The organism is Robbsia andropogonis (assembly GCF_000970345.1).
GTDB lineage: Bacteria > Pseudomonadota > Gammaproteobacteria > Burkholderiales > Burkholderiaceae > Robbsia > Robbsia andropogonis.
Genome location: NZ_LAQU01000053.1, coordinates 1 through 17,110, shown reverse-complemented (window position 1 = coordinate 17,110; position 17,110 = coordinate 1). Strand labels below are relative to the sequence as shown.

Sequence of the window (17,110 nt, the reverse complement as noted above, 5' to 3'; positions counted from 1 at the left end):
CAAGACGGATGCGCCGGGGATTCGATCGCTTCTACGATTGGCATTGGTAATGCTGCGTACCGAGTAGTCCGGCTGGTTCTTTCCCGGCGCGCTTGCTGATTTGGACGACGCGCGCTCCGACACAGGTCGTGCTCGAAGCATGTTATCGGCATGCGCGTCGCCTACAGGGAAAGCGTTGATGATCCACCCGACGAAACAGGCAATAGCGGTGGAGCGCATCAATCGCAAAAATATAAATAGTACATCGAATTAATGTCCCGAAAGAATGACAACGTGAAATCGTCTGTCGCATCGGTCCCGGGGCCTCGCCACCGTGCGAGGGCAAACAGTATTCCATGCGCGATCGAAAATGACAGTGGTGACATGGCTTATTTTTGCCCTAATAGGCCCCATGATGCCGGCGTCCATTCGGGCTATCGATCAATTCAGCGGGCATCAGTCGCATACATCTTTATTTGCAACTAACAGGCATTCATCTAGAAATGACACTTTAAAACACAGAGATCAAAGCCCAAACAAGCATTCAGGTCACTAGTGGAACGACAAGATAGGGAATGGGCAGGAGACTCACCACACCGAACCGATGACAGTTGACGTGGCGTTCAAACCTTCAGACAATCGACATCCGTCGAAAGCAGACTGAAAGTGGCATGCCAGCCACGATCCGCCTTGGGAGGCTACTCGCTGCTCGTCCTGAGCACGCGATCTTCCCTGGTTCAACGCATCTCATGGAGATTTTGCATGCGCGACAGGAAGGTATCGATAGCGTGGGCTGTAAGGCGCATAACGGAGACTGGACAACGGCGATTCTATAGCGCCACTTTCTCAATCACACTTGCCTTGATCGGCGTAACCGGTACGGCTCGTGCGGAAACCAACTTGCTCAATGTGTCCTACGACGTGACACGCGAGCTGTATCAAGAGATCGATCCGGCGTTCACCGCTTACTGGCAAAAAACGACGGGAGAAACCGTGACTGTCAAGCAGTCGCATGGCGGGTCCAGCCCACAGGCATTGTCGGTGCTGCAAGGCTTGCAAGCAGATGTTGTAACAATGAATCAGTCAAGCGATATTGACGTCTTGGTGCAGAAGGGCGGCCTTGTTGACAAGAACTGGCGCAAGGCGTTCCCGAACAACGCGAGTCCTTATACGACGACAATGATCTTCCTGGTCCGCAAGGGTAATCCAAAACAGATCAAGGACTGGGACGATCTCGCGAAACCAGGCGTGCAAGTCATCTTGCCGAATCCGAAGACGTCGGGTAATGGCCGTTATAGTTATCTGGCCGCCTGGGGATGGAGGGTCCAGCATGGTGGGTCCGATGCTCAAGCGCAGCAATTCGTACAGGCTATCCTGCATAACGTACCGGTGCTCGATACCGGTGGCCGCGGGGCGACAACGAGTTTTGCACAGCGAAACCTTGGGGACGTGTTAGTGACCTTTGAAAATGAGGTTGCACTGATTCAACAAGAGTTCGGGCCAGATAAATTTGAGACTGTCTATCCGAGTGAAAGCCTGTTGGCGGAACCGCCGGTGGCCGTTGTTGACAAGAACGTTGATCGGCACAAGACGCGGCGGGAAGCCACGGCGTTTCTACATTTCCTGTGGTCCCCGGAAGGGCAGACAATTATCGCCAAGCATCATCTGCGTCCCCGTGACCTGAAAGTGCTGAAGGAATATGCGTCCACCTTCCATCCGATCAAGACTTTTACGATTGATCAGGTATTTGGCAGTTGGGATAAAGCGCAAGACGTTCATTTCAAGGATGGTGGGACGTTCGACAAGGCGATCATGGCCGCTAAACATTGACACTGACAATCGATGTCTGCTATTCGGCATCATTCTCCAAGGCATGTCGCAGAGCTTGACGAGTAGACGCTTTTTAATACCCTTGCTGTCGATTTACTACCGGCGGTATGGTGCCATTAGCACGAAACAAGGCAATGTTCTTGGCCACGATCGCCGATGCACTCACACGATCGGTAGGCGCGGAAATATGAGGGAGGACCGTTACCCTAGGGTGCTGCCAATGCCAACTTTCAGGCGGTAACGGCTCCTGTGCGAATACGTCCAGCACTGCATGTCCGATCCGACCGGTATCAAGCGCGGCATGCAAAGCAGCGTCGTCCACGATCGGTCCGCGCGCAAAGTTGATGAGTCCCGCGCCCGGCTTCATTGCCGCCAGGGCAGCGCTATTGACAACATGCCGGGTGTCTGGCGTCAACGGTAACAGGCAGACCACGATATCGGTCTGTGCCAGCATTGTCGGCAATTCGCTGTCACCGGCGAAACACCGCACGCCAGCGATCGACCTGCGCCGCCGACTCCATCCGCTAACCTGAAACCCCGACGCATGCAGCCGCCGCGCTGCCACTTCGCCCAACGCGCCAAGCCCGAGCAAACCGACCATTTTCGCCGCAGGGCGTATATAGTCGTGTTCCCGCCACTGTGATGCACGCTGTTGCAACGCATAACGGGGCATGTCACGGTGCAGATAAAGCGTCCAGGCGAGGACTGCTTCAGCCATCGTTTCGGCGAGTGCCGGATCGATCAGCCGTACGATCTGTATAGACGCACCTGTCCCGCCGGGTTCAGCGTCGAGTTCGGCGACCAAGCGTTCCACACCCGCCCAGACGCTATGCACCCATTGCAACCCGCTCAACGCGCGCACCTCGTCCGGATCTGGATTCGCTACGATCGCCACTGAGCATGTCGCTTTTTCGAAATCAGTCAATGCCGCGAACGGCACGATGCGCTCGTTCGGCATCACTGCCTGCAACGCTGCGATCCACGCCATTGCAAAAGGGTAATGCGGGCTGCACAAGAACGGCAGTGGCGGCGAAGTTACAGAAGCAGGTGCGGATGACGACATCAGGTAGATCCAGCCAAAAGGGACGTCCGATCCTAGCAATAAACGTGAGTTTTGCAAAACCCCACCAGAGCATGGCAACCGTGTTGCAGGAAATGCACGAAGATTCGTCGCGCACACTCCGAGATTTGGCGCATACCGCACCAACCCGACTGACTTGCTTACCGATGATTGTTGTAATAGAAATGTCATTATTTCGTCATAGTGTGCTTACCAAGATCGAGTTGATCGACCTTCCTTTTTTCTTGGATCACGCCATGCGTATTGCTGTGCTTCGTCAATTTTCTTTCTTTCTGCGCATCGTGATGTTGGCATCGGCATCCGTTGGCATTGCGGCTTGTGGTATCGATCATTCCGTAACGCCCTACGGCGTCAGGTCTGGCATATTGTCGAGCGGTTCGACGCCTGCGCACCCGCTGATCGTTGCCCATCGCGGCGGCACAGGCGAGATGCCGGAAAACACGGTAGAGGCCTTTCGCAGTGCCTTGGAGAATGGGGCCGACGCGCTCTGGATGACGGTTCAAGTGACTCGAGACGGCGTACCCGTCATGTATCGGCCGGCAGACCTTTCAGCACTGACAGAAGGGAGCGGCCCGATAGCCGACGTCCCGTACGGGCAAATCGCGCGGTTGAATGCCGGATATCGCTTCAAGGGACGGTCGGATGGTGTCGGTTATCCCTATCGGGCTCATCCGGTCCGCATTCCGACATTGCACGAGGCATTGGCCAAGGTGCCAGCGGATGTGCCGATCATGTTGGATATGAAACAGACACCCGTACAGCCATTAGTCGATGCCGTGGCAGCGGTGCTCGAACAAGATCATGCATGGCAGCGGGTCCGACTGTATTCAACCGATGCTGACGCAACCCGCGCGATGCGGCGCTATCCGCAGGCACAGTTGTTCGAGGCACGGGATGATACCCGCGCACGTCTTGTACGGCTGGCCCTGAATGGCCAATGTGACGCACCGCCGGCTGGGACGTGGTCCGGCATTGAACTTCACCGCAACGTGGAGGTCATAGAACGATATACCCTTGGTGAGGGCGTGACAAAAGTGGACGCCCATTGGTGGACACCTGCCGCGGTGCAATGCTTCAGGTCACAGGGCCGAGTTCATCTGATGGTGTTCGGCGTAGAAAGCGCCGACAATTATGCGCAGGCGCGCGCGCTCGGTCTGGATGCCGTCATGACCGATTCCCCAGGGGCACTGCGAACCGCCTTGGCCGACCCTGATCCATCACGGAAATAAGCAACACGGCCCCCAACGGCTTTTTTTCCGGTACAGTAGCGCAGGCCGGGCGCCGGGCACGGTCTAGCATGGGATATAAGGGGAAGGGTGGGTATGACCAAGCGTTTGATCGCGCTGTTGCTAATGAGCGGCGCATTGTTGTCCTTGAGCGGTTGCAACACAATCGCCGGTGTGGGCGAAGACATCTCGGGCTCTGCCCGAACGGTGCAGCGCGCATTGTGATGTACGGATCGGCTCGAATCAGTTAACGCATCTGGCTGACGTGTGCGGCGACCACACGCCATCCTGCTTCAGTACGGACCCAGGTTTGCGTCTGGCGTCCGACGCCGACCACGCCTTGTCGAGCAAATTCCAGGCAGCTCGTTGCATAGTCTCTGCCGAAGGTCGTGATCTCGTGCCGTAAGACTGTTCGGTCGAGCCCGTTGCTCGGCCGAGCGGCACGAAACGCCTGTATGGCGTTATAGCCATATAAGTTCTCAGTGGCGCCATACCGAATCGTCATCGAAGAATTCCAGAAAAGCCTGTCGAGCACCGACACGTCGTTCGCGACGAGCGCTGTTTCGTATTGCTCGCACATAGCACTGACTTCGGCGACCACATCCGGCAGATTGATGTCCATCATCGGCAAATTTCCTTTTTGTGAAAGTCACCCGGGTGTCGCATCCGTGACGACCATGGATCTTGCTAACCGACCGGGTTGGTTTTTAAAGGATATCCAGTGCGGTCTTATGCGATGGCGGGGGAAAGGCCACATCGATCGCTGCCACGTCTTCTTCATCGAGTTGCAATGTCAACGCAGCCGCATTCTCCCGGATATGCACCGCATTGCCGGATTCAGGGATCGCTATGATGTTGCGATTGCGAATCGACCAGGCGAGAGCAATTGTGGCAGGTGTGACACCGTACTTCCGTGAGATTTCAGCCAACATGGGATGATGCAATAAGTCACCGCCGCTCCCCAATGGCGCGTATGCCATGACAGGCATTGCCTGCCGCGTACACCATTTCAATAAGTCAAATTCAATACCGCGACTTCCGGCGTTGTAAAGAACCTGATCGGTCAGGCAGGCAGCACCGTCCCGCACCCCCTGTAGTTTTTCATGGCGTCGGCGTCGAAATTCGAGACGCCCCATGCGCGAATCTTGCCTTGCCGCTGTAATCCATCGAACGCTACGACAACTTCTGCCAGTGGTGTACCGGTCTGCCAATGCAATAGGTAAAGATCGATCGACTCCGTATTCAACCGTTCCAGCGACGAGTCGCACGCCGCCGTCATTTTCTGTTTCGTGGCATTCCACGGATAGACCTTCGATACCAGGAACACGTCTTCGCGGCGCCCTTTGATGGCGCGACCTATCAAGATTTCGGAACGACCGTCACCATACATTTCAGCCGTGTCGATCACTTGCATTCCGAGGTCGATCCCAAGCTGTAAGGCAGATTCCTCCTCTTTTGCTGGTCGCCGATCTTGCCCGAGACGCCAACTGCCCATGCCGATTGGCGCGACTGACTGGCCATTAGGGAAAGTAACGTTATGCGAGGCATGGGTCATGGACACGGGTCCTCAGTGAAGTGAGTGGGAGGATCATAGCCTGAAATATCAAAAATGCCGTGCTTGATCGTCGCCTGGGTTACCGTGCTTCCGTGGGTGCTTTCTGTGTAATGCAACGCACTTTTCGGATTTTCCCCACTTCGAGTGCATAACGCGGTTAATATCCTGGATGATGCGATAGAAATAAAATTCTGTGTGATGCAACAATCGGTACGTCATTTTAAGACACGCGGTTCGACAAGGCTTTTCGGTCCCTTCTCGGGACGGCGAAATGCGCGCCTGTCTTGGCTAGGCGGCATCGGCCTAGCCATGGCGTGTGTCGCAGGCAATGCCATTGCCCATCCACACGTCTGGGTCAGCTATGCAGCGGATATCCAGATGCAAGACCGGGCGGTTGCATCCATTGCAGAGACATGGCGGTTTACAAATGGCTTTCCGGTACAGATCATCGGGTTGGACGCCCAACCTAAGGACGGTCCGGCAACCGCTGCGCAAACAGCGGTTTTCAAGGAACAAGCGTTCGATTCTCTGGGGCGCGTAGGGTATTACACGCATCTCTATGTCAACGGAGTCCCTCAGCGCCTGGACGGTCCGATCGATTTTCGCGTTGCTATAGAGGGTGGCGATGTCGTTTATCGTTTCACACTCCGCTTGCCGAGTCCGGTCATGGTCACAGGTCATACCGTGACGCTGGGCATCTGGGACCCATCGTTCTTTGTCGATTATGAAGCCGAGGGCAACGCGCCTGACAAAGCCATACGATTGCGTGATGCAAGTGGTAAAGTCGTCGGCGGCAGCGAGAAAGCCGGATGCACGGTCAAGTCATTCGCAGATACCGCGCATCCGATTTTTACAGGCCTTGTTATTCCAAAAGCGGTGACTCTATCGTGTGCGTAGTGAACCCCAGCATACGCGCGAACTTGCTAAACGGCACCCCGTCTATCGGATGTGTAGTACGCCGACGAACGCTGACCTTCGTATTTTGTTACTCACGACGGTTGCCTTGACTTGCACCGACGATGTTTTCGCGGCGCCAGCGATTGATGTGTTCGGTCTCCCGGTTGAAACGTCGAAAGACGCGACACATCCAAACGAGGATGCCTTGTCGGCTTCTGCCGCATCAGATGCGTCCGACCGGGATAAGCGAGGTTCCGTCGGTGCCATTACGCCAGCGCGTAAATTCGATAACAGCAAAGGAGATATGCGTTCGGCATTCGTCTCGGTAACGCCGAGTCCCCCGATGACATTGCCTGAACCTATCCGACGCGCCGTGGCATTCAGTATCGTCTGGCAAGGGCGCTTGAACGCGGAAATCGAATCGGCCGCGGCACGCTTACGAACCGGTGCATCGCCCGCGCTCTGGTGGACGTTGGTACTGATGTCGTTTGGCTATGGGATTTTGCATGCGCTCGGACCAGGGCACGGCAAGTTCATGGTTGGTGCATATATTGGCTCTCGCCAGGCCCGGTTGAAGCACGCGCTGCTATTAAGTACATGGACCGCTACCGTGCAGGCATTGTCCGCGATTGGTATCGTTTTCGGCACCGTTGCATTCTCCGCGCACGGTATGATGCAAGTGCTCTCGCGGGCAGCGGCGTTGGAAACGGTCGGCTACGGATTGCTAATGCTGTCGGGCGCATGGACCTTATGGACTACGCTGACACGGCGCGGCTGCTGCACGACGCGGTTGCCGGTGCACTTCCCCCGCGTCGCCGACGATCGCCCTACAAACAATGCCATCACGAGTGCGCGCTACCTTGGCATGGCAGTGCAAACCCGCTCGCGCAACTTGGCTTTGCCTGCCAATGTTTCGTGGCAGGTGTGGGCGAATACGTTTCCAAAGGTATCCCATATCGGTGCATTGGGGCTCGCGGCAGGTATCAGGCCTTGCGTCGGTGCCATCTTCGTGCTGATCGCAACGATTGCGACGGGTGTTCCGAAAGTAGGCGTTGCTGCAACCGTTGCCATGTCCGCTGGCGTCGCAGTCACCGTCTCGGCCGTTGCCGCTGGCAGCGTCAGTATCAACCGCATTCTCGTGACACGGCATCTGAGATACCGTTTGCAATGGAATCGCGCTCAACGCATCGTTGCCGTCAGCGGCGCGCTATTTATTACGCTTTACGGAGCCGTGCAGTTATTTTTACTCGTCTCCGGGTATGCAATTCCGTCCGTAACCTGATTTACGATGGGTTGCGTCACAAAAACCTTGCGCGACAGCACCGTCACGCACGATCCACTTGCGCCATGCCTGCATGGCTTGCCTCTGCTACCCCGGCCATCTCACGTAACAGCCTGAGGAAAGTTCGCAACTGCGGACTGGGCGTTTCATTTCTTCGTAAGACGACCCCGAAAGGCGGAAGCGTCGCCCCCGTTTCCACCGATAGTAGTCCTAATACGCCAGACTTCACATGATCCCGCACCACCGTTTCCGATAGCAACATAATCGCATCGGTCAATTGCACCATCTGTAACATCGCGAAAACCGAGCTGCATTCGACAATGTCTTTTGGAAACGCGATATGCGATTTGGCCAACGCGAGATCGAAGGCGATTCTTGTGGGTGTCGTTGCCGACTGCAGCAACCATGGCCACTTGCCACACAACCCTTTTAGCGATCTTTCATTCTGCCGGGTTTGTAATAGCGTGTGGCCACGGCGCACGGCAAGGCACAATTGCTCGTTCCCAATCGCCTCGAAACTAAAGCTGTCGTGTCGATCCGCCGTGACATCGCGCGCGATGGCCACATCGATCTGGCCTCGCTCTAGGAGATCGATTAACTGGTCCGTTGTATCCCCCATGATGCGAATACGCAACCGCGGGTGAAACGTCTTGATCTCGACCAACGCATTTACAACCAGATCAGGAGCAGCCCCCATCACAGCGCCCACGGCGAGGTGACCATATCCGCCTTCGCGAAACTCCGTGAAGTCACTGGCGAATCGTTCGACCGTTGCCAACGTGTTCCTTGCAAAACGCAAAACCTGTTCGCCCAATTCATTTGGTGCCATACCACGCGACCGACGTTCGAACAGCGCGCAGCCAAGCATCTCCTCCACTTCTTGCAGCATTCGGGTTATCCCTGGCTGAGACACATGCAAGGCTTCAGCGGTGCGATGCAGGTTGTTCGTTACCCCGAGGGCGACGAGCATCTGCAAGTGCTTGAATCTAAGTCGATTCAACAAAATCTGCGAGACCGAAGCGTTCATGTCGGGTCCTTTATCGATCAGCAAATCGTATCAGTTTTAGTACTTTTGTGATTAGCGTGTAATTGCAGCAACTAGGTAAAGTGCAGCTACTCGAGAAAACGACCTATTTGGCTTACCTAATCAACAATCGAGCGGAGACCACCATGAACCAGCGAGCAGTAGCAGGTGACCCCGATTTGCACAGCGCCATCAGACAAGCAACCCGACGGCTGCTGCCTTTCCTGCTGCTGATGTATGTCATGGCATTTCTTGACCGTGCGAATATTGGTTTTGCAAAAGCACAATTCCAGGCAGACGTTGGTATTTCGGACGCGGCATACGCATTCGGTGCAGGGGTCTTTTTTATCGGTTACGCACTGGTGGAAGTGCCCAGTAACCTGATCATGCAAAAGGTGGGGGCACGCATCTGGATGTGCCGGATCATGGTCACCTGGGGCCTGATCTCCGCCGCCATGGCATTTGTGAAAGGCGAAACCTCGTTTTACGTGTTGCGCTTCTTGCTGGGCATCGCCGAAGCGGGCTTCTTTCCCGGTGTGATCCTGTATCTAACCTATTGGTTCCCGCAGCAATCGCGTGGCAAAGCGCTCGGATTGTTTTATTTCGGAGCGCCCATTGCCTTTATATTCGGCAGCCCGCTATCCGGCATGTTGCTTGAGCTACACGGCCATGGCGGCTTGGTAGGGTGGCAATGGATGTTCCTTGTGGAGGGACTGCTTGCCACCGCCGTCGGCGTTGCCGCGCTTTTTTATCTGGTGGACCACCCGAGTGATGCTCGCTGGCTCAGTGCCGCCCAACGTTCAGCCTTGATCGCCGCGCTGGAAAACGAAGAGCAAGCGAAGCGCGGGCATAGTCCAGGAACGGTCGTACAAGCATTATTGAACAGGCGCGTGCTGTACTTGTGCATCATCTATCTTCTGATACAAGCCAGTGTGTACGGCGTCGTGTTCTATTTGCCGAGCCAGGTCGCCGGACTGATGGGGCGAAAGATCGGATTCACCGTGGGTCTGGTCGCGGCCATTCCGTGGGTCTGCTCTGCATTGGCGGCCTATCTGGTACCGCCTTTCGCAGATCGGCATCAAAATCATCGTTCTGTAGCCGCCGTCACGTTATTCATCAGTGCGGCCGGCATCGCGGCATCCGTCGCCATTGGCCAGCCGGTGATCGCCCTTATTGCATTGTGTCTAGCGGCGGCCGGTTTTATTTCAGTGCAACCGGTTTTCTGGACCTTTCCCGCATCATTTGTTAGCGGCGCCGCTGCCGCGGCCAGTTTCGGCCTGATCAATTCGTTCGGTGCGATAGGGGGATTTATTGCACCGAACTTGAAGCACGCCGCTGAAGTGGCTTTTCGTTCACCGGCTGCAGGCCTTTACACGCTGGCAGTCACAACGGTATTGGCAGGGGTCATGATCGCGCTGATCAATATTCGCAAACCCCAGATCGCCGTACCAATTTCTCCGCCATTGCGTACACAACACTGATCGAAGAATCCGGACGACGAATTCGCGCGATACGCAATGACGTTCAAGAACGGCCCTCATGTCGAGTTACAAATTGTATTTACCAGACGTATTTGCTTTGTTCTTATCGTTTCACGGAGCTACCGATGATTGCCTCAATTCCGACCATCAAACATATCCGCGCTTTTACACTCCGTGGTGGCGGTGCCGACTATCACGACCAGGGTGATGATCATTGGATAGACGATCATATCGCCACACCGATGAGTCGTTATCCAGAATACCGGCAGAGTCGAAAAAGCTTCGGCATCAACGTATTGGGGACGTTGGTTGTTGAAATAGAGGCGAGTGATGGCACCGTTGGCTTTGCGGTAACCACTGGAGGCGAACCCGCAGCTTATATCGTCGAAAAGCATCTCTCGCGTTTCGTGGAAGGTGCAAAAGTCACCGATATTGAAAAGATCTGGGACCAGATGTTCTTCGGTTCCGTTTATTACGGCCGAAAGGGCCTGGTCGTCAACGCAATTTCTGGCGTGGACTTGGCACTATGGGATCTACTTGGCAAGATTCGCGGTGAACCCGTACATCAACTGCTAGGCGGGGCGGTACGTGACGAACTTCAGTTCTATGCGACTGGTGCTCGACCCGATCTGGCGAAAGAGATGGGATTTATCGGCGGTAAGATGCCACTGCACCACGCGCCTGCAGAAGGTGACGAGGGGTTGAGAAAGAACCTCGCGGAACTGGCCGATATGCGCGAGCGGGTCGGCCCTGATTTCTGGTTGATGTGGGATTGCTGGATGTCACTCGATCTGGATTATGCAACGCGTCTTGCACAGCAAGCGCAACACCACGGTCTGAAATGGATTGAGGAAGCACTGCCACCTGACGACTATTGGGGATATGCCGCGTTGCGCAAGCAAGTGCCTCCCGGCATGCTAGTAAACACAGGTGAACACGAAGCCACGCGCTGGGGGTTTCGGATGCTGCTGGAGATGGGGTGCTGCGATGTAATTCAGCCCGATGTCGGTTGGTGCGGTGGCGTCACGGAATTAATAAAGATATCGGCTCTGGCCGATGCATATGGTGCGATGGTTGTACCGCACGGTTCGTCCGTGTATAGCTATCACTTTGTCATCACTCGGCATAACAGTCCATTCGCCGAGTTTCTGATGATGGCGCCGAAGGCCGATAAGGTCGTTCCCATGTTTCACCCGCAACTGCTAGACGAGCCCGTTCCGCAAAACGGCCGAATGCGCTTATCGATGCTCGACAAACCTGGATTTGGCGTTCGCTTGAATCCCGACTGCACATTGCATCGCCCGTACGATCATTGAGAATTTCAACCAAGCGCCTTATAGAGCACTCGCCCGTCAACTGGGGCGTGGAGGAGAAAATCGATGGATCTGTTGCTGAATAACTTTAAACAGGCACTCGCTGCACACGTGCCGCAATATGGCACATGGAACAGTTTTGCGAGCAATTACGCAACCGAGATCATAGCGCAATGCGGGTACGACTGGATGCTGATTGATGGTGAGCACGCGCCGAATTCGATACAAACCGTTCTATCTCAGTTGCAGGCAGTTGCACCCTATTCAACGCACCCGATCGTGCGGACGGTGAATCATGACCCAGCACTGATCAAACAGCTACTTGATATCGGTGTGAAGACATTGATGGTGCCAATGGTAGAAACAGCGGAACAAGCGTATGCACTAGTCAGGGCTATGCGCTATCCACCTCATGGATTCCGGGGGATCGGTGGTGGACTGACACGCGCGACGCGTTGGGATGGCATTCCAGATTACCTGGCACGCGCTGACGACTCGTTATGCCTGATCGTGCAGATTGAATCACGTGGTGGACTAGAACACGTGGAAGCCATTGCACTCACGGAAGGCGTGCACGGTTTGTTCGTCGGGCCCGCGGATTTGTCCGCGGCGCTCGGCCATCCTGGCAATGCAAATCATGCCGATGTCCAGATCGCGATCAAACGCATCATTGACATGGCGCGTCGCGCCGGAAAGGGGGCGGGAATTCTCGCGCCGGTTTATGACGACGCCATCCGATATCAAGAATGGGGAGCCAGCTTCATCGCCGTTGCCATCGACATCCCGCAATTAAGGCAGGGGCTGACGCAAACGCTATCTCGGTACAAAAAACCAAGAAAAACCGGCAATGGCGCTGACACGCCCCCTGGCACGAATGCGGGAACCTATTGAAGACCGATGTTCATCAGGAGACAAGCATGTCTAAATCAATTACAAGCTATCAGCACTTTATTGATGGAGAATTTGTCGAATCGCCAACGTGCTTCGATGTCATGAACCCCGCCACGGGTGCATTGCTCTCGTACGCACCGACGGCCAGCGCTGACCAGATCGACCGGGCCATCAGCGCAGCCCGTAAGGCGCAACGCGGATGGGCCAAGAAAACCGCGATCGAACGGGCGGGTTACTTGCGGCGTATAGCGGTAGCTTTGAGGAAAGATGTCTACCGGCTTGCTGATGTCATCGTCCATGAGCAAGGAAAAATTCGCAGTCTCGCAGAAGTGGAAGTGAACTTCACGGCAGACTACCTCGACTACATGGCGGAGTGGGCGCGACGAATCGAAGGAGAAATCATTCCCAGCGACCGCGCCAATGAAACAATGTTTCTGTTTCGTAAGCCGCTAGGAGTAGTGGCTGGCATCCTGCCATGGAATTTCCCGTTTTTTTTGATTGCCCGGAAAATGGCGCCGGCGCTGATTACCGGAAATACGATTGTCATCAAGCCTAGCGAGGAAACGCCGAATAACTGCTTCGAATTTGCAAAGATTGTCGCGCGCACAGATTTACCTGCCGGAGTATTCAATGTAGTGGGAGGCAAGGGCGATGTCGGCGGGCAGTTGAGCGCACACGTGGGGGTCGATATGATCAGCTTTACCGGGAGTGTGGGCACCGGTCAGCGAATCATGGCCGCCGCGTCCCAAAATTTGACCAAGCTCAATCTTGAATTGGGCGGTAAGGCACCGGCAATCGTACTCGCCGATGCGAATCTGGATCTTGCCGTCAATGCAATCCGTGGCTCAAGAATCATCAACACCGGGCAGGTTTGTAACTGTGCCGAACGTGTTTATGTGGAGCGAAATATCGCCGATGCCTTCATCGAAAAAATCACTGCGGCAATGAAGGCGACACGCTACGGCGATCCAGTCGCGGATCCGCATGTTGAAATGGGTCCGCTTATCAATCAGGCAGGCCTCGACAAGGTGCGGGATAAGGTCGTCATTGCCCAGGAGCAGGGCGGTACGATTTTACTCGGTGGCAAGGTGGCAGATCTCGGAAAAGGATTTCATTTTGAACCTACCGTCATCGTTGATTGCCGAGAAGACATGGCGATCATGCGCGAGGAAATCTTTGGCCCGGTATTGCCGATTCAGATTGTAGATGATCTGGATCATGCCATCATCCTGGCAAATGATTCAGACTACGGTTTGACGTCATCGGTGTACACTGAAAATATCTCAAAAGCAATGCACGCCATCCAGGGACTCGACTTTGGCGAAACGTATATTAATCGCGAAAACTTCGAGGCCATGCAAGGCTTTCACGCCGGCGTTCGCAAAAGCGGCATTGGCGGGGCGGATGGCAAGCATGGCGTACTGGAATATACGCACACGCAAGTCGTTTATCTACAAACCTGAAAACGGTTGTTAAAATTCCAATGAAAGTGGCTTTATTCGTCCCTTGTTTCATTGATGCGTTCTATCCGGAAGTCGGCATCGCCACGCTCGAATTATTGGAGCGCCTAGGTATGCACGTCGACTATCCGCTTCGACAGACTTGCTGCGGTCAGCCGATGGCAAATAGCGGAGCACAGACTGACGCCGCTGGTACCGAACGGATTTTCGTGGATAACTTTCGCGACTACGACTACATCGTCGCACCCTCGGCGAGTTGTATCCACCACGTTCGGGCCCATTTGGATGCTATAGCGCAAGAGGATGACGTCATTCGCGTTCGGCGGAACGCTTATGAATTAACCGAGTTTCTGCATGACGTGCTAAAAGTTACGGAATTTCCTTGGGCACGTTTTCCTCACCGAGTTGGTTTGCACATCAGTTGTAGTGCCCAACGTCATCTAAACAGTGCCAGTGGCAGCGAGATCGGCGGCCCGGCGTTCTCCAAAGCGCGTACTTTACTAGAAGGTGTCGCCGATATCCGTTTTGCCCAGCCGCAACGCGTGGACGAATGCTGCGGCTTCGGCGGTACATTTTCCGTCGGTGAAGAAGCGGTATCGGTACGTATGGGGCAAGAAAAGGTCGCCCGGCATCTTGAGGCTGGCGCGGAGTATATCGTTTCCGGTGACATGTCCTGCTTGATGCATCAGCAAGGTTGTGCCGAGCGTCAACAAAAATCGATACGATTTCTGCATATTGCACAGATACTAAACGGCTATGCGGGGGATCATTTCTCTTCTGAAGTAGATGAAGCTGTGATCACGCCGGAGTTGGGCATTACGATGAATACGGACCATCGGGATATTGGTGCCACAGCCAGTGAAGAAAATCGTGTGGGCGTGCGGAGCAAGAAGCGATGAAAAAACGCAAGGGGCAACGCGTCGATCATGCATCGGCGGCAAAACGCTTTATTGAAAAAGAGGCACATCTGGTATTTCATGACAAGCGGCTCTGGGAACTGCGTAGCAAGCGTGATGCGCAAGCGCATGGTCTGCCAGAATGGGAAACGTTACGCGAACTTGCTTCTGATATTAAGGCGCATACGCTATCGCATCTCGCCGACTACTTGGCGCAATTTGCCGATCGCGCTGAAGCGAACGGCGTTACCGTTCACTGGGCAGCGGATGCTGACGAGCACAATGCCATCGTCAGCCGATTGATGCAAGAGCGGGGCCTGCGTGTGTTGGTCAAGAGTAAGTCGATGCTGACTGATGAATGCGCGATGCGAGATCACCTCACCAGTGTCGGTATCGATGTCATGGAAACCGATCTTGGCGAACGCATCCAACAACTGGATCGACAAGATCCAAGTCATATGGTCGTGCCGGCGGTGCATAAGCTGCGAGGTGATGTTGCGGCACTGTTTGCGCGCGAAATTGGTACGGATGCAAATAATGAGGATATTCATTATCTTGCGGAAAGCCAGCGTAACGACACCCGCCCCTGGTTTTTGCGTACTGATGCGGCGGGCATGACGGGCTGCAATTTTGCCATCGCGGAGACGGGTAGCGTGGTCGTCTGCACAAATGAAGGAAACGCGGATTTGTCCGCGAATGTGCCGGGGATGCATATCGCGTCAATCGGTATCGAAAAAATCATCCCGCGCATGTCGGATCTTGGCGTGTTCATTCGCATGTTGTCGCGTAGCGCGCTCGGCTCGCCGATCACGCAATACACGTCGCATTTCCAACGTCCACGGGACGGCAGCGAAATGCACTTCATCCTTGTTGATAATGGCCGCAGCGAACGCTTGGCAATGCCGGACTTTTGGCCGTCGTTGAAATGTATTCGGTGCGGTGCCTGCATGAATACCTGCCCGGTGTATCGGCGCAGCGGCGGATTGTCCTATGGCAGCACGTATTCCGGGCCGATTGGTGCAATCATCAATCCGGCGCATGATTTACGTAAATACAGTGCGCTGCCGTTTGCATCGACGTTGAACGGTAGTTGCACGGCGGTATGTCCGGTCAAGATCAATATTCACGAACAGATCTATCGTTGGCGGCAGGTGCTCTCACGTGAAGGGGAGGTGCCGTTCATCAAGACCGAGATGCAAAAGATGGCCGGAAGAATGCTGGCAAGTCCAACAGTTTATCGCGGCACGTTGCGGGCCATGCAGGGGTCAATGCGACGACTGCCGCATTTCATGCTGTATAACCCGCTCAATATTTGGGGCCGTCAACGTGAGCTTCCCGAGGTACCAAGGGAGACGTTCCATGACTGGTATCAACGTACAAGAGGCAAACGCAATGGCGACTGAAATAAACCATGAAAAGGATTTGCCATATGTTTCGTCGGGTGCGGTCGCGCGTGCCAATATGCTCGAGAGGGTGCGGCGTGCACAACCCGCAAGCCAGCCTTATCCTTCAATCCCGGTGTTTCCTATACAGCAGGATGGGCGTAACAAGCACGAACGCTTCGAGGATGCGCTTGCCAAAATGGGCGGGGGTACGCTGTCACTGGACGCGCTCGGCGGCTTACAAGGATTGACGCATTGGCTCTCGGAGCGCTTCGGGCAGGAAGCAAGTATCGCATCAGCGGTTCCAGAGATTGAAGGGAATATGGTACTCGGCAAGACAATCCCTCCAACGCAATTCGCAGACTTGGATGTTGGCATCGTACGTGCGCGTTTTGGCATATGCGAGACCGGCTCGGTCTGGCTGAGCGAGGCGGAATATGTCGTCAACGCTATTGGTTATCTGGCGCAGCATTTGGTCGTATTGCTTGATCCCGACTGCCTGGAAGATGGCGTCCAGCACGCTTATTTGCGCGAAGACTTCACAATGGCGAAATACTGCGTGCTAGTAACCGGACCGTCGGCAACAGCCGATATTGAAGGTGTGATGATTCGCGGCGCGCAGGGCGTACGATCATTGACCGTGATATGGGCGGCATCTCCCGAACGTTGAGTCGAAATGAGGCCTTCGCCGTCTTAGGCAACGTTCGATGCGCAATGGCTTTTGTTGTTAGACAGATGATCGTTTTCATAGACACGACGTGAAAACGAAATATCACATAAATTTAACATAACACAAATTATCAACCAAACTGA

At 54.8% G+C, this 17,110-nt stretch carries 17 protein-coding genes and 1 pseudogene; 12 read left to right on the top strand and 6 right to left on the bottom strand.

Features of this window, described 5'->3' with window-relative positions; genetic code table 11:
• Positions 1–219: hypothetical protein (locus tag WM40_RS31785; protein WP_236693677.1), on the bottom strand; the 219-nt coding region annotated here is incomplete at its 3' end.
• Between the two features lie 522 nt (positions 220–741).
• Between WM40_RS31785 and WM40_RS24205 the strand changes: the two genes are divergently transcribed.
• Complete coding sequence (locus WM40_RS24205; RefSeq protein ID WP_081765170.1) at positions 742–1,809, top strand: sulfate ABC transporter substrate-binding protein; 1,068 nt, start codon at positions 742–744, stop codon at positions 1,807–1,809.
• Between the two features lie 73 nt (positions 1,810–1,882).
• Here WM40_RS24205 and WM40_RS24200 read toward each other — a convergent pair whose 3' ends face one another.
• Positions 1,883–2,872: a 2-hydroxyacid dehydrogenase gene (locus WM40_RS24200; protein WP_046154234.1), complete on the bottom strand. Its 990-nt coding sequence runs from the start codon at positions 2,870–2,872 to the stop codon at positions 1,883–1,885.
• A 254-nt stretch (positions 2,873–3,126) separates the two neighbouring features.
• Between WM40_RS24200 and WM40_RS24195 the strand changes: the two genes are divergently transcribed.
• The gene (locus WM40_RS24195; RefSeq protein WP_236693675.1) at positions 3,127–4,119 is read left to right on the top strand and encodes a glycerophosphodiester phosphodiesterase family protein; all 993 of its coding nucleotides are present in this window, start codon (positions 3,127–3,129) and stop codon (positions 4,117–4,119) included.
• A gap of 93 nt (positions 4,120–4,212) precedes the next feature.
• Complete coding sequence (locus WM40_RS32165) at positions 4,213–4,341, top strand: hypothetical protein (protein ID WP_260843895.1); 129 nt, start codon at positions 4,213–4,215, stop codon at positions 4,339–4,341.
• A gap of 22 nt (positions 4,342–4,363) precedes the next feature.
• On the opposite strand, the gene hpxZ is transcribed toward WM40_RS32165, so the two are convergent.
• The 3 genes from hpxZ to WM40_RS31775 all read right to left on the bottom strand — a co-directional run bounded on the left by hpxZ (position 4,364) and on the right by WM40_RS31775 (position 5,671).
• A complete protein-coding gene (hpxZ, locus tag WM40_RS24190; protein WP_024905503.1) occupies positions 4,364–4,738 on the bottom strand; it encodes an oxalurate catabolism protein HpxZ in 375 nt (124 codons plus the stop codon).
• An 85-nt stretch (positions 4,739–4,823) separates the two neighbouring features.
• Positions 4,824–5,252, bottom strand: a complete 429-nt coding sequence (locus tag WM40_RS32365; protein ID WP_330218177.1) for an aldo/keto reductase — start codon at positions 5,250–5,252, stop codon at positions 4,824–4,826.
• Positions 5,180–5,671 carry an aldo/keto reductase gene (locus tag WM40_RS31775; RefSeq protein WP_236693673.1) on the bottom strand — a complete coding sequence of 164 codons (492 nt, stop codon included), beginning with the start codon at positions 5,669–5,671 and terminating at the stop codon, positions 5,180–5,182. Before WM40_RS31775 ends, WM40_RS32365 begins: the two co-directional genes overlap by 73 nt.
• A 198-nt stretch (positions 5,672–5,869) precedes the next feature.
• On the opposite strand from WM40_RS31775, the gene WM40_RS24180 reads away from it, so the two are divergent.
• Entirely contained in the window at positions 5,870–6,568 is a 699-nt protein-coding gene (locus tag WM40_RS24180; protein WP_081765172.1) for a DUF1007 family protein, read from the top strand.
• A 106-nt stretch (positions 6,569–6,674) separates the two neighbouring features.
• Complete coding sequence (locus WM40_RS24175) at positions 6,675–7,850, top strand: nickel/cobalt transporter (protein WP_162199123.1); 1,176 nt, start codon at positions 6,675–6,677, stop codon at positions 7,848–7,850.
• A 43-nt stretch (positions 7,851–7,893) separates the two neighbouring features.
• On the opposite strand, the gene WM40_RS24170 is transcribed toward WM40_RS24175, so the two are convergent.
• Positions 7,894–8,877, bottom strand: a complete 984-nt coding sequence (locus WM40_RS24170; RefSeq protein WP_046154229.1) for a LysR substrate-binding domain-containing protein — start codon at positions 8,875–8,877, stop codon at positions 7,894–7,896.
• A 143-nt stretch (positions 8,878–9,020) separates the two neighbouring features.
• On the opposite strand from WM40_RS24170, the gene WM40_RS24165 reads away from it, so the two are divergent.
• The 7 genes and pseudogenes from WM40_RS24165 to WM40_RS24135 all read left to right on the top strand — a co-directional run bounded on the left by WM40_RS24165 (position 9,021) and on the right by WM40_RS24135 (position 16,967).
• Positions 9,021–10,355 carry an MFS transporter gene (locus tag WM40_RS24165; protein WP_046154231.1) on the top strand — a complete coding sequence of 445 codons (1,335 nt, stop codon included), beginning with the start codon at positions 9,021–9,023 and terminating at the stop codon, positions 10,353–10,355.
• A 125-nt stretch (positions 10,356–10,480) separates the two neighbouring features.
• Positions 10,481–11,671, top strand: coding sequence for an L-rhamnonate dehydratase (gene rhmD, locus WM40_RS24160; protein ID WP_036012792.1), 1,191 nt, complete (start codon positions 10,481–10,483; stop codon positions 11,669–11,671).
• Positions 11,672–11,734: 63 nt separating this feature from the next.
• The gene (locus WM40_RS24155; protein ID WP_024905510.1) at positions 11,735–12,559 is read left to right on the top strand and encodes an HpcH/HpaI aldolase family protein; all 825 of its coding nucleotides are present in this window, start codon (positions 11,735–11,737) and stop codon (positions 12,557–12,559) included.
• Positions 12,560–12,585: 26 nt separating this feature from the next.
• Positions 12,586–14,022, top strand: a complete 1,437-nt coding sequence (aldA, locus tag WM40_RS24150) for an aldehyde dehydrogenase (protein WP_046154230.1) — start codon at positions 12,586–12,588, stop codon at positions 14,020–14,022.
• A 20-nt stretch (positions 14,023–14,042) separates the two neighbouring features.
• A pseudogene (locus WM40_RS24145) lies at positions 14,043–14,774 on the top strand ((Fe-S)-binding protein); the annotation flags it as partial.
• Between the two features lie 140 nt (positions 14,775–14,914).
• Complete coding sequence (locus WM40_RS24140; RefSeq protein ID WP_024905513.1) at positions 14,915–16,318, top strand: lactate utilization protein B; 1,404 nt, start codon at positions 14,915–14,917, stop codon at positions 16,316–16,318.
• The gene (locus WM40_RS24135) at positions 16,308–16,967 is read left to right on the top strand and encodes a LutC/YkgG family protein (RefSeq protein WP_024905514.1); all 660 of its coding nucleotides are present in this window, start codon (positions 16,308–16,310) and stop codon (positions 16,965–16,967) included. The genes WM40_RS24140 and WM40_RS24135 overlap by 11 nt, the downstream gene beginning before the upstream one ends.
• Positions 16,968–17,110 lie beyond the last annotated feature (143 nt).

Excerpts from the sequence above, each read along its gene's own strand:
- WM40_RS24205 (WP_081765170.1), top strand. The coding sequence starts at position 742 with ATGCGCGACAGGAAGGTATCGATAGCGTGGGCTGTAAGGCGCATAACG.
- WM40_RS24200 (WP_046154234.1), bottom strand. The coding sequence starts at position 2,872 with ATGTCGTCATCCGCACCTGCTTCTGTAACTTCGCCGCCACTGCCGTTC.
- WM40_RS24195 (WP_236693675.1), top strand. The coding sequence starts at position 3,127 with ATGCGTATTGCTGTGCTTCGTCAATTTTCTTTCTTTCTGCGCATCGTG.
- WM40_RS32165 (WP_260843895.1), top strand. The coding sequence starts at position 4,213 with ATGACCAAGCGTTTGATCGCGCTGTTGCTAATGAGCGGCGCATTGTTG.
- hpxZ (WP_024905503.1), bottom strand. The coding sequence starts at position 4,738 with ATGGACATCAATCTGCCGGATGTGGTCGCCGAAGTCAGTGCTATGTGC.
- WM40_RS32365 (WP_330218177.1), bottom strand. The coding sequence starts at position 5,252 with ATGGGGCGTCTCGAATTTCGACGCCGACGCCATGAAAAACTACAGGGG.
- WM40_RS31775 (WP_236693673.1), bottom strand. The coding sequence starts at position 5,671 with ATGACCCATGCCTCGCATAACGTTACTTTCCCTAATGGCCAGTCAGTC.
- WM40_RS24180 (WP_081765172.1), top strand. The coding sequence starts at position 5,870 with ATGCAACAATCGGTACGTCATTTTAAGACACGCGGTTCGACAAGGCTT.
- WM40_RS24170 (WP_046154229.1), bottom strand. The coding sequence starts at position 8,877 with ATGAACGCTTCGGTCTCGCAGATTTTGTTGAATCGACTTAGATTCAAG.
- WM40_RS24165 (WP_046154231.1), top strand. The coding sequence starts at position 9,021 with ATGAACCAGCGAGCAGTAGCAGGTGACCCCGATTTGCACAGCGCCATC.
- rhmD (WP_036012792.1), top strand. The coding sequence starts at position 10,481 with ATGATTGCCTCAATTCCGACCATCAAACATATCCGCGCTTTTACACTC.
- WM40_RS24155 (WP_024905510.1), top strand. The coding sequence starts at position 11,735 with ATGGATCTGTTGCTGAATAACTTTAAACAGGCACTCGCTGCACACGTG.
- aldA (WP_046154230.1), top strand. The coding sequence starts at position 12,586 with ATGTCTAAATCAATTACAAGCTATCAGCACTTTATTGATGGAGAATTT.
- WM40_RS24140 (WP_024905513.1), top strand. The coding sequence starts at position 14,915 with ATGAAAAAACGCAAGGGGCAACGCGTCGATCATGCATCGGCGGCAAAA.
- WM40_RS24135 (WP_024905514.1), top strand. The coding sequence starts at position 16,308 with ATGGCGACTGAAATAAACCATGAAAAGGATTTGCCATATGTTTCGTCG.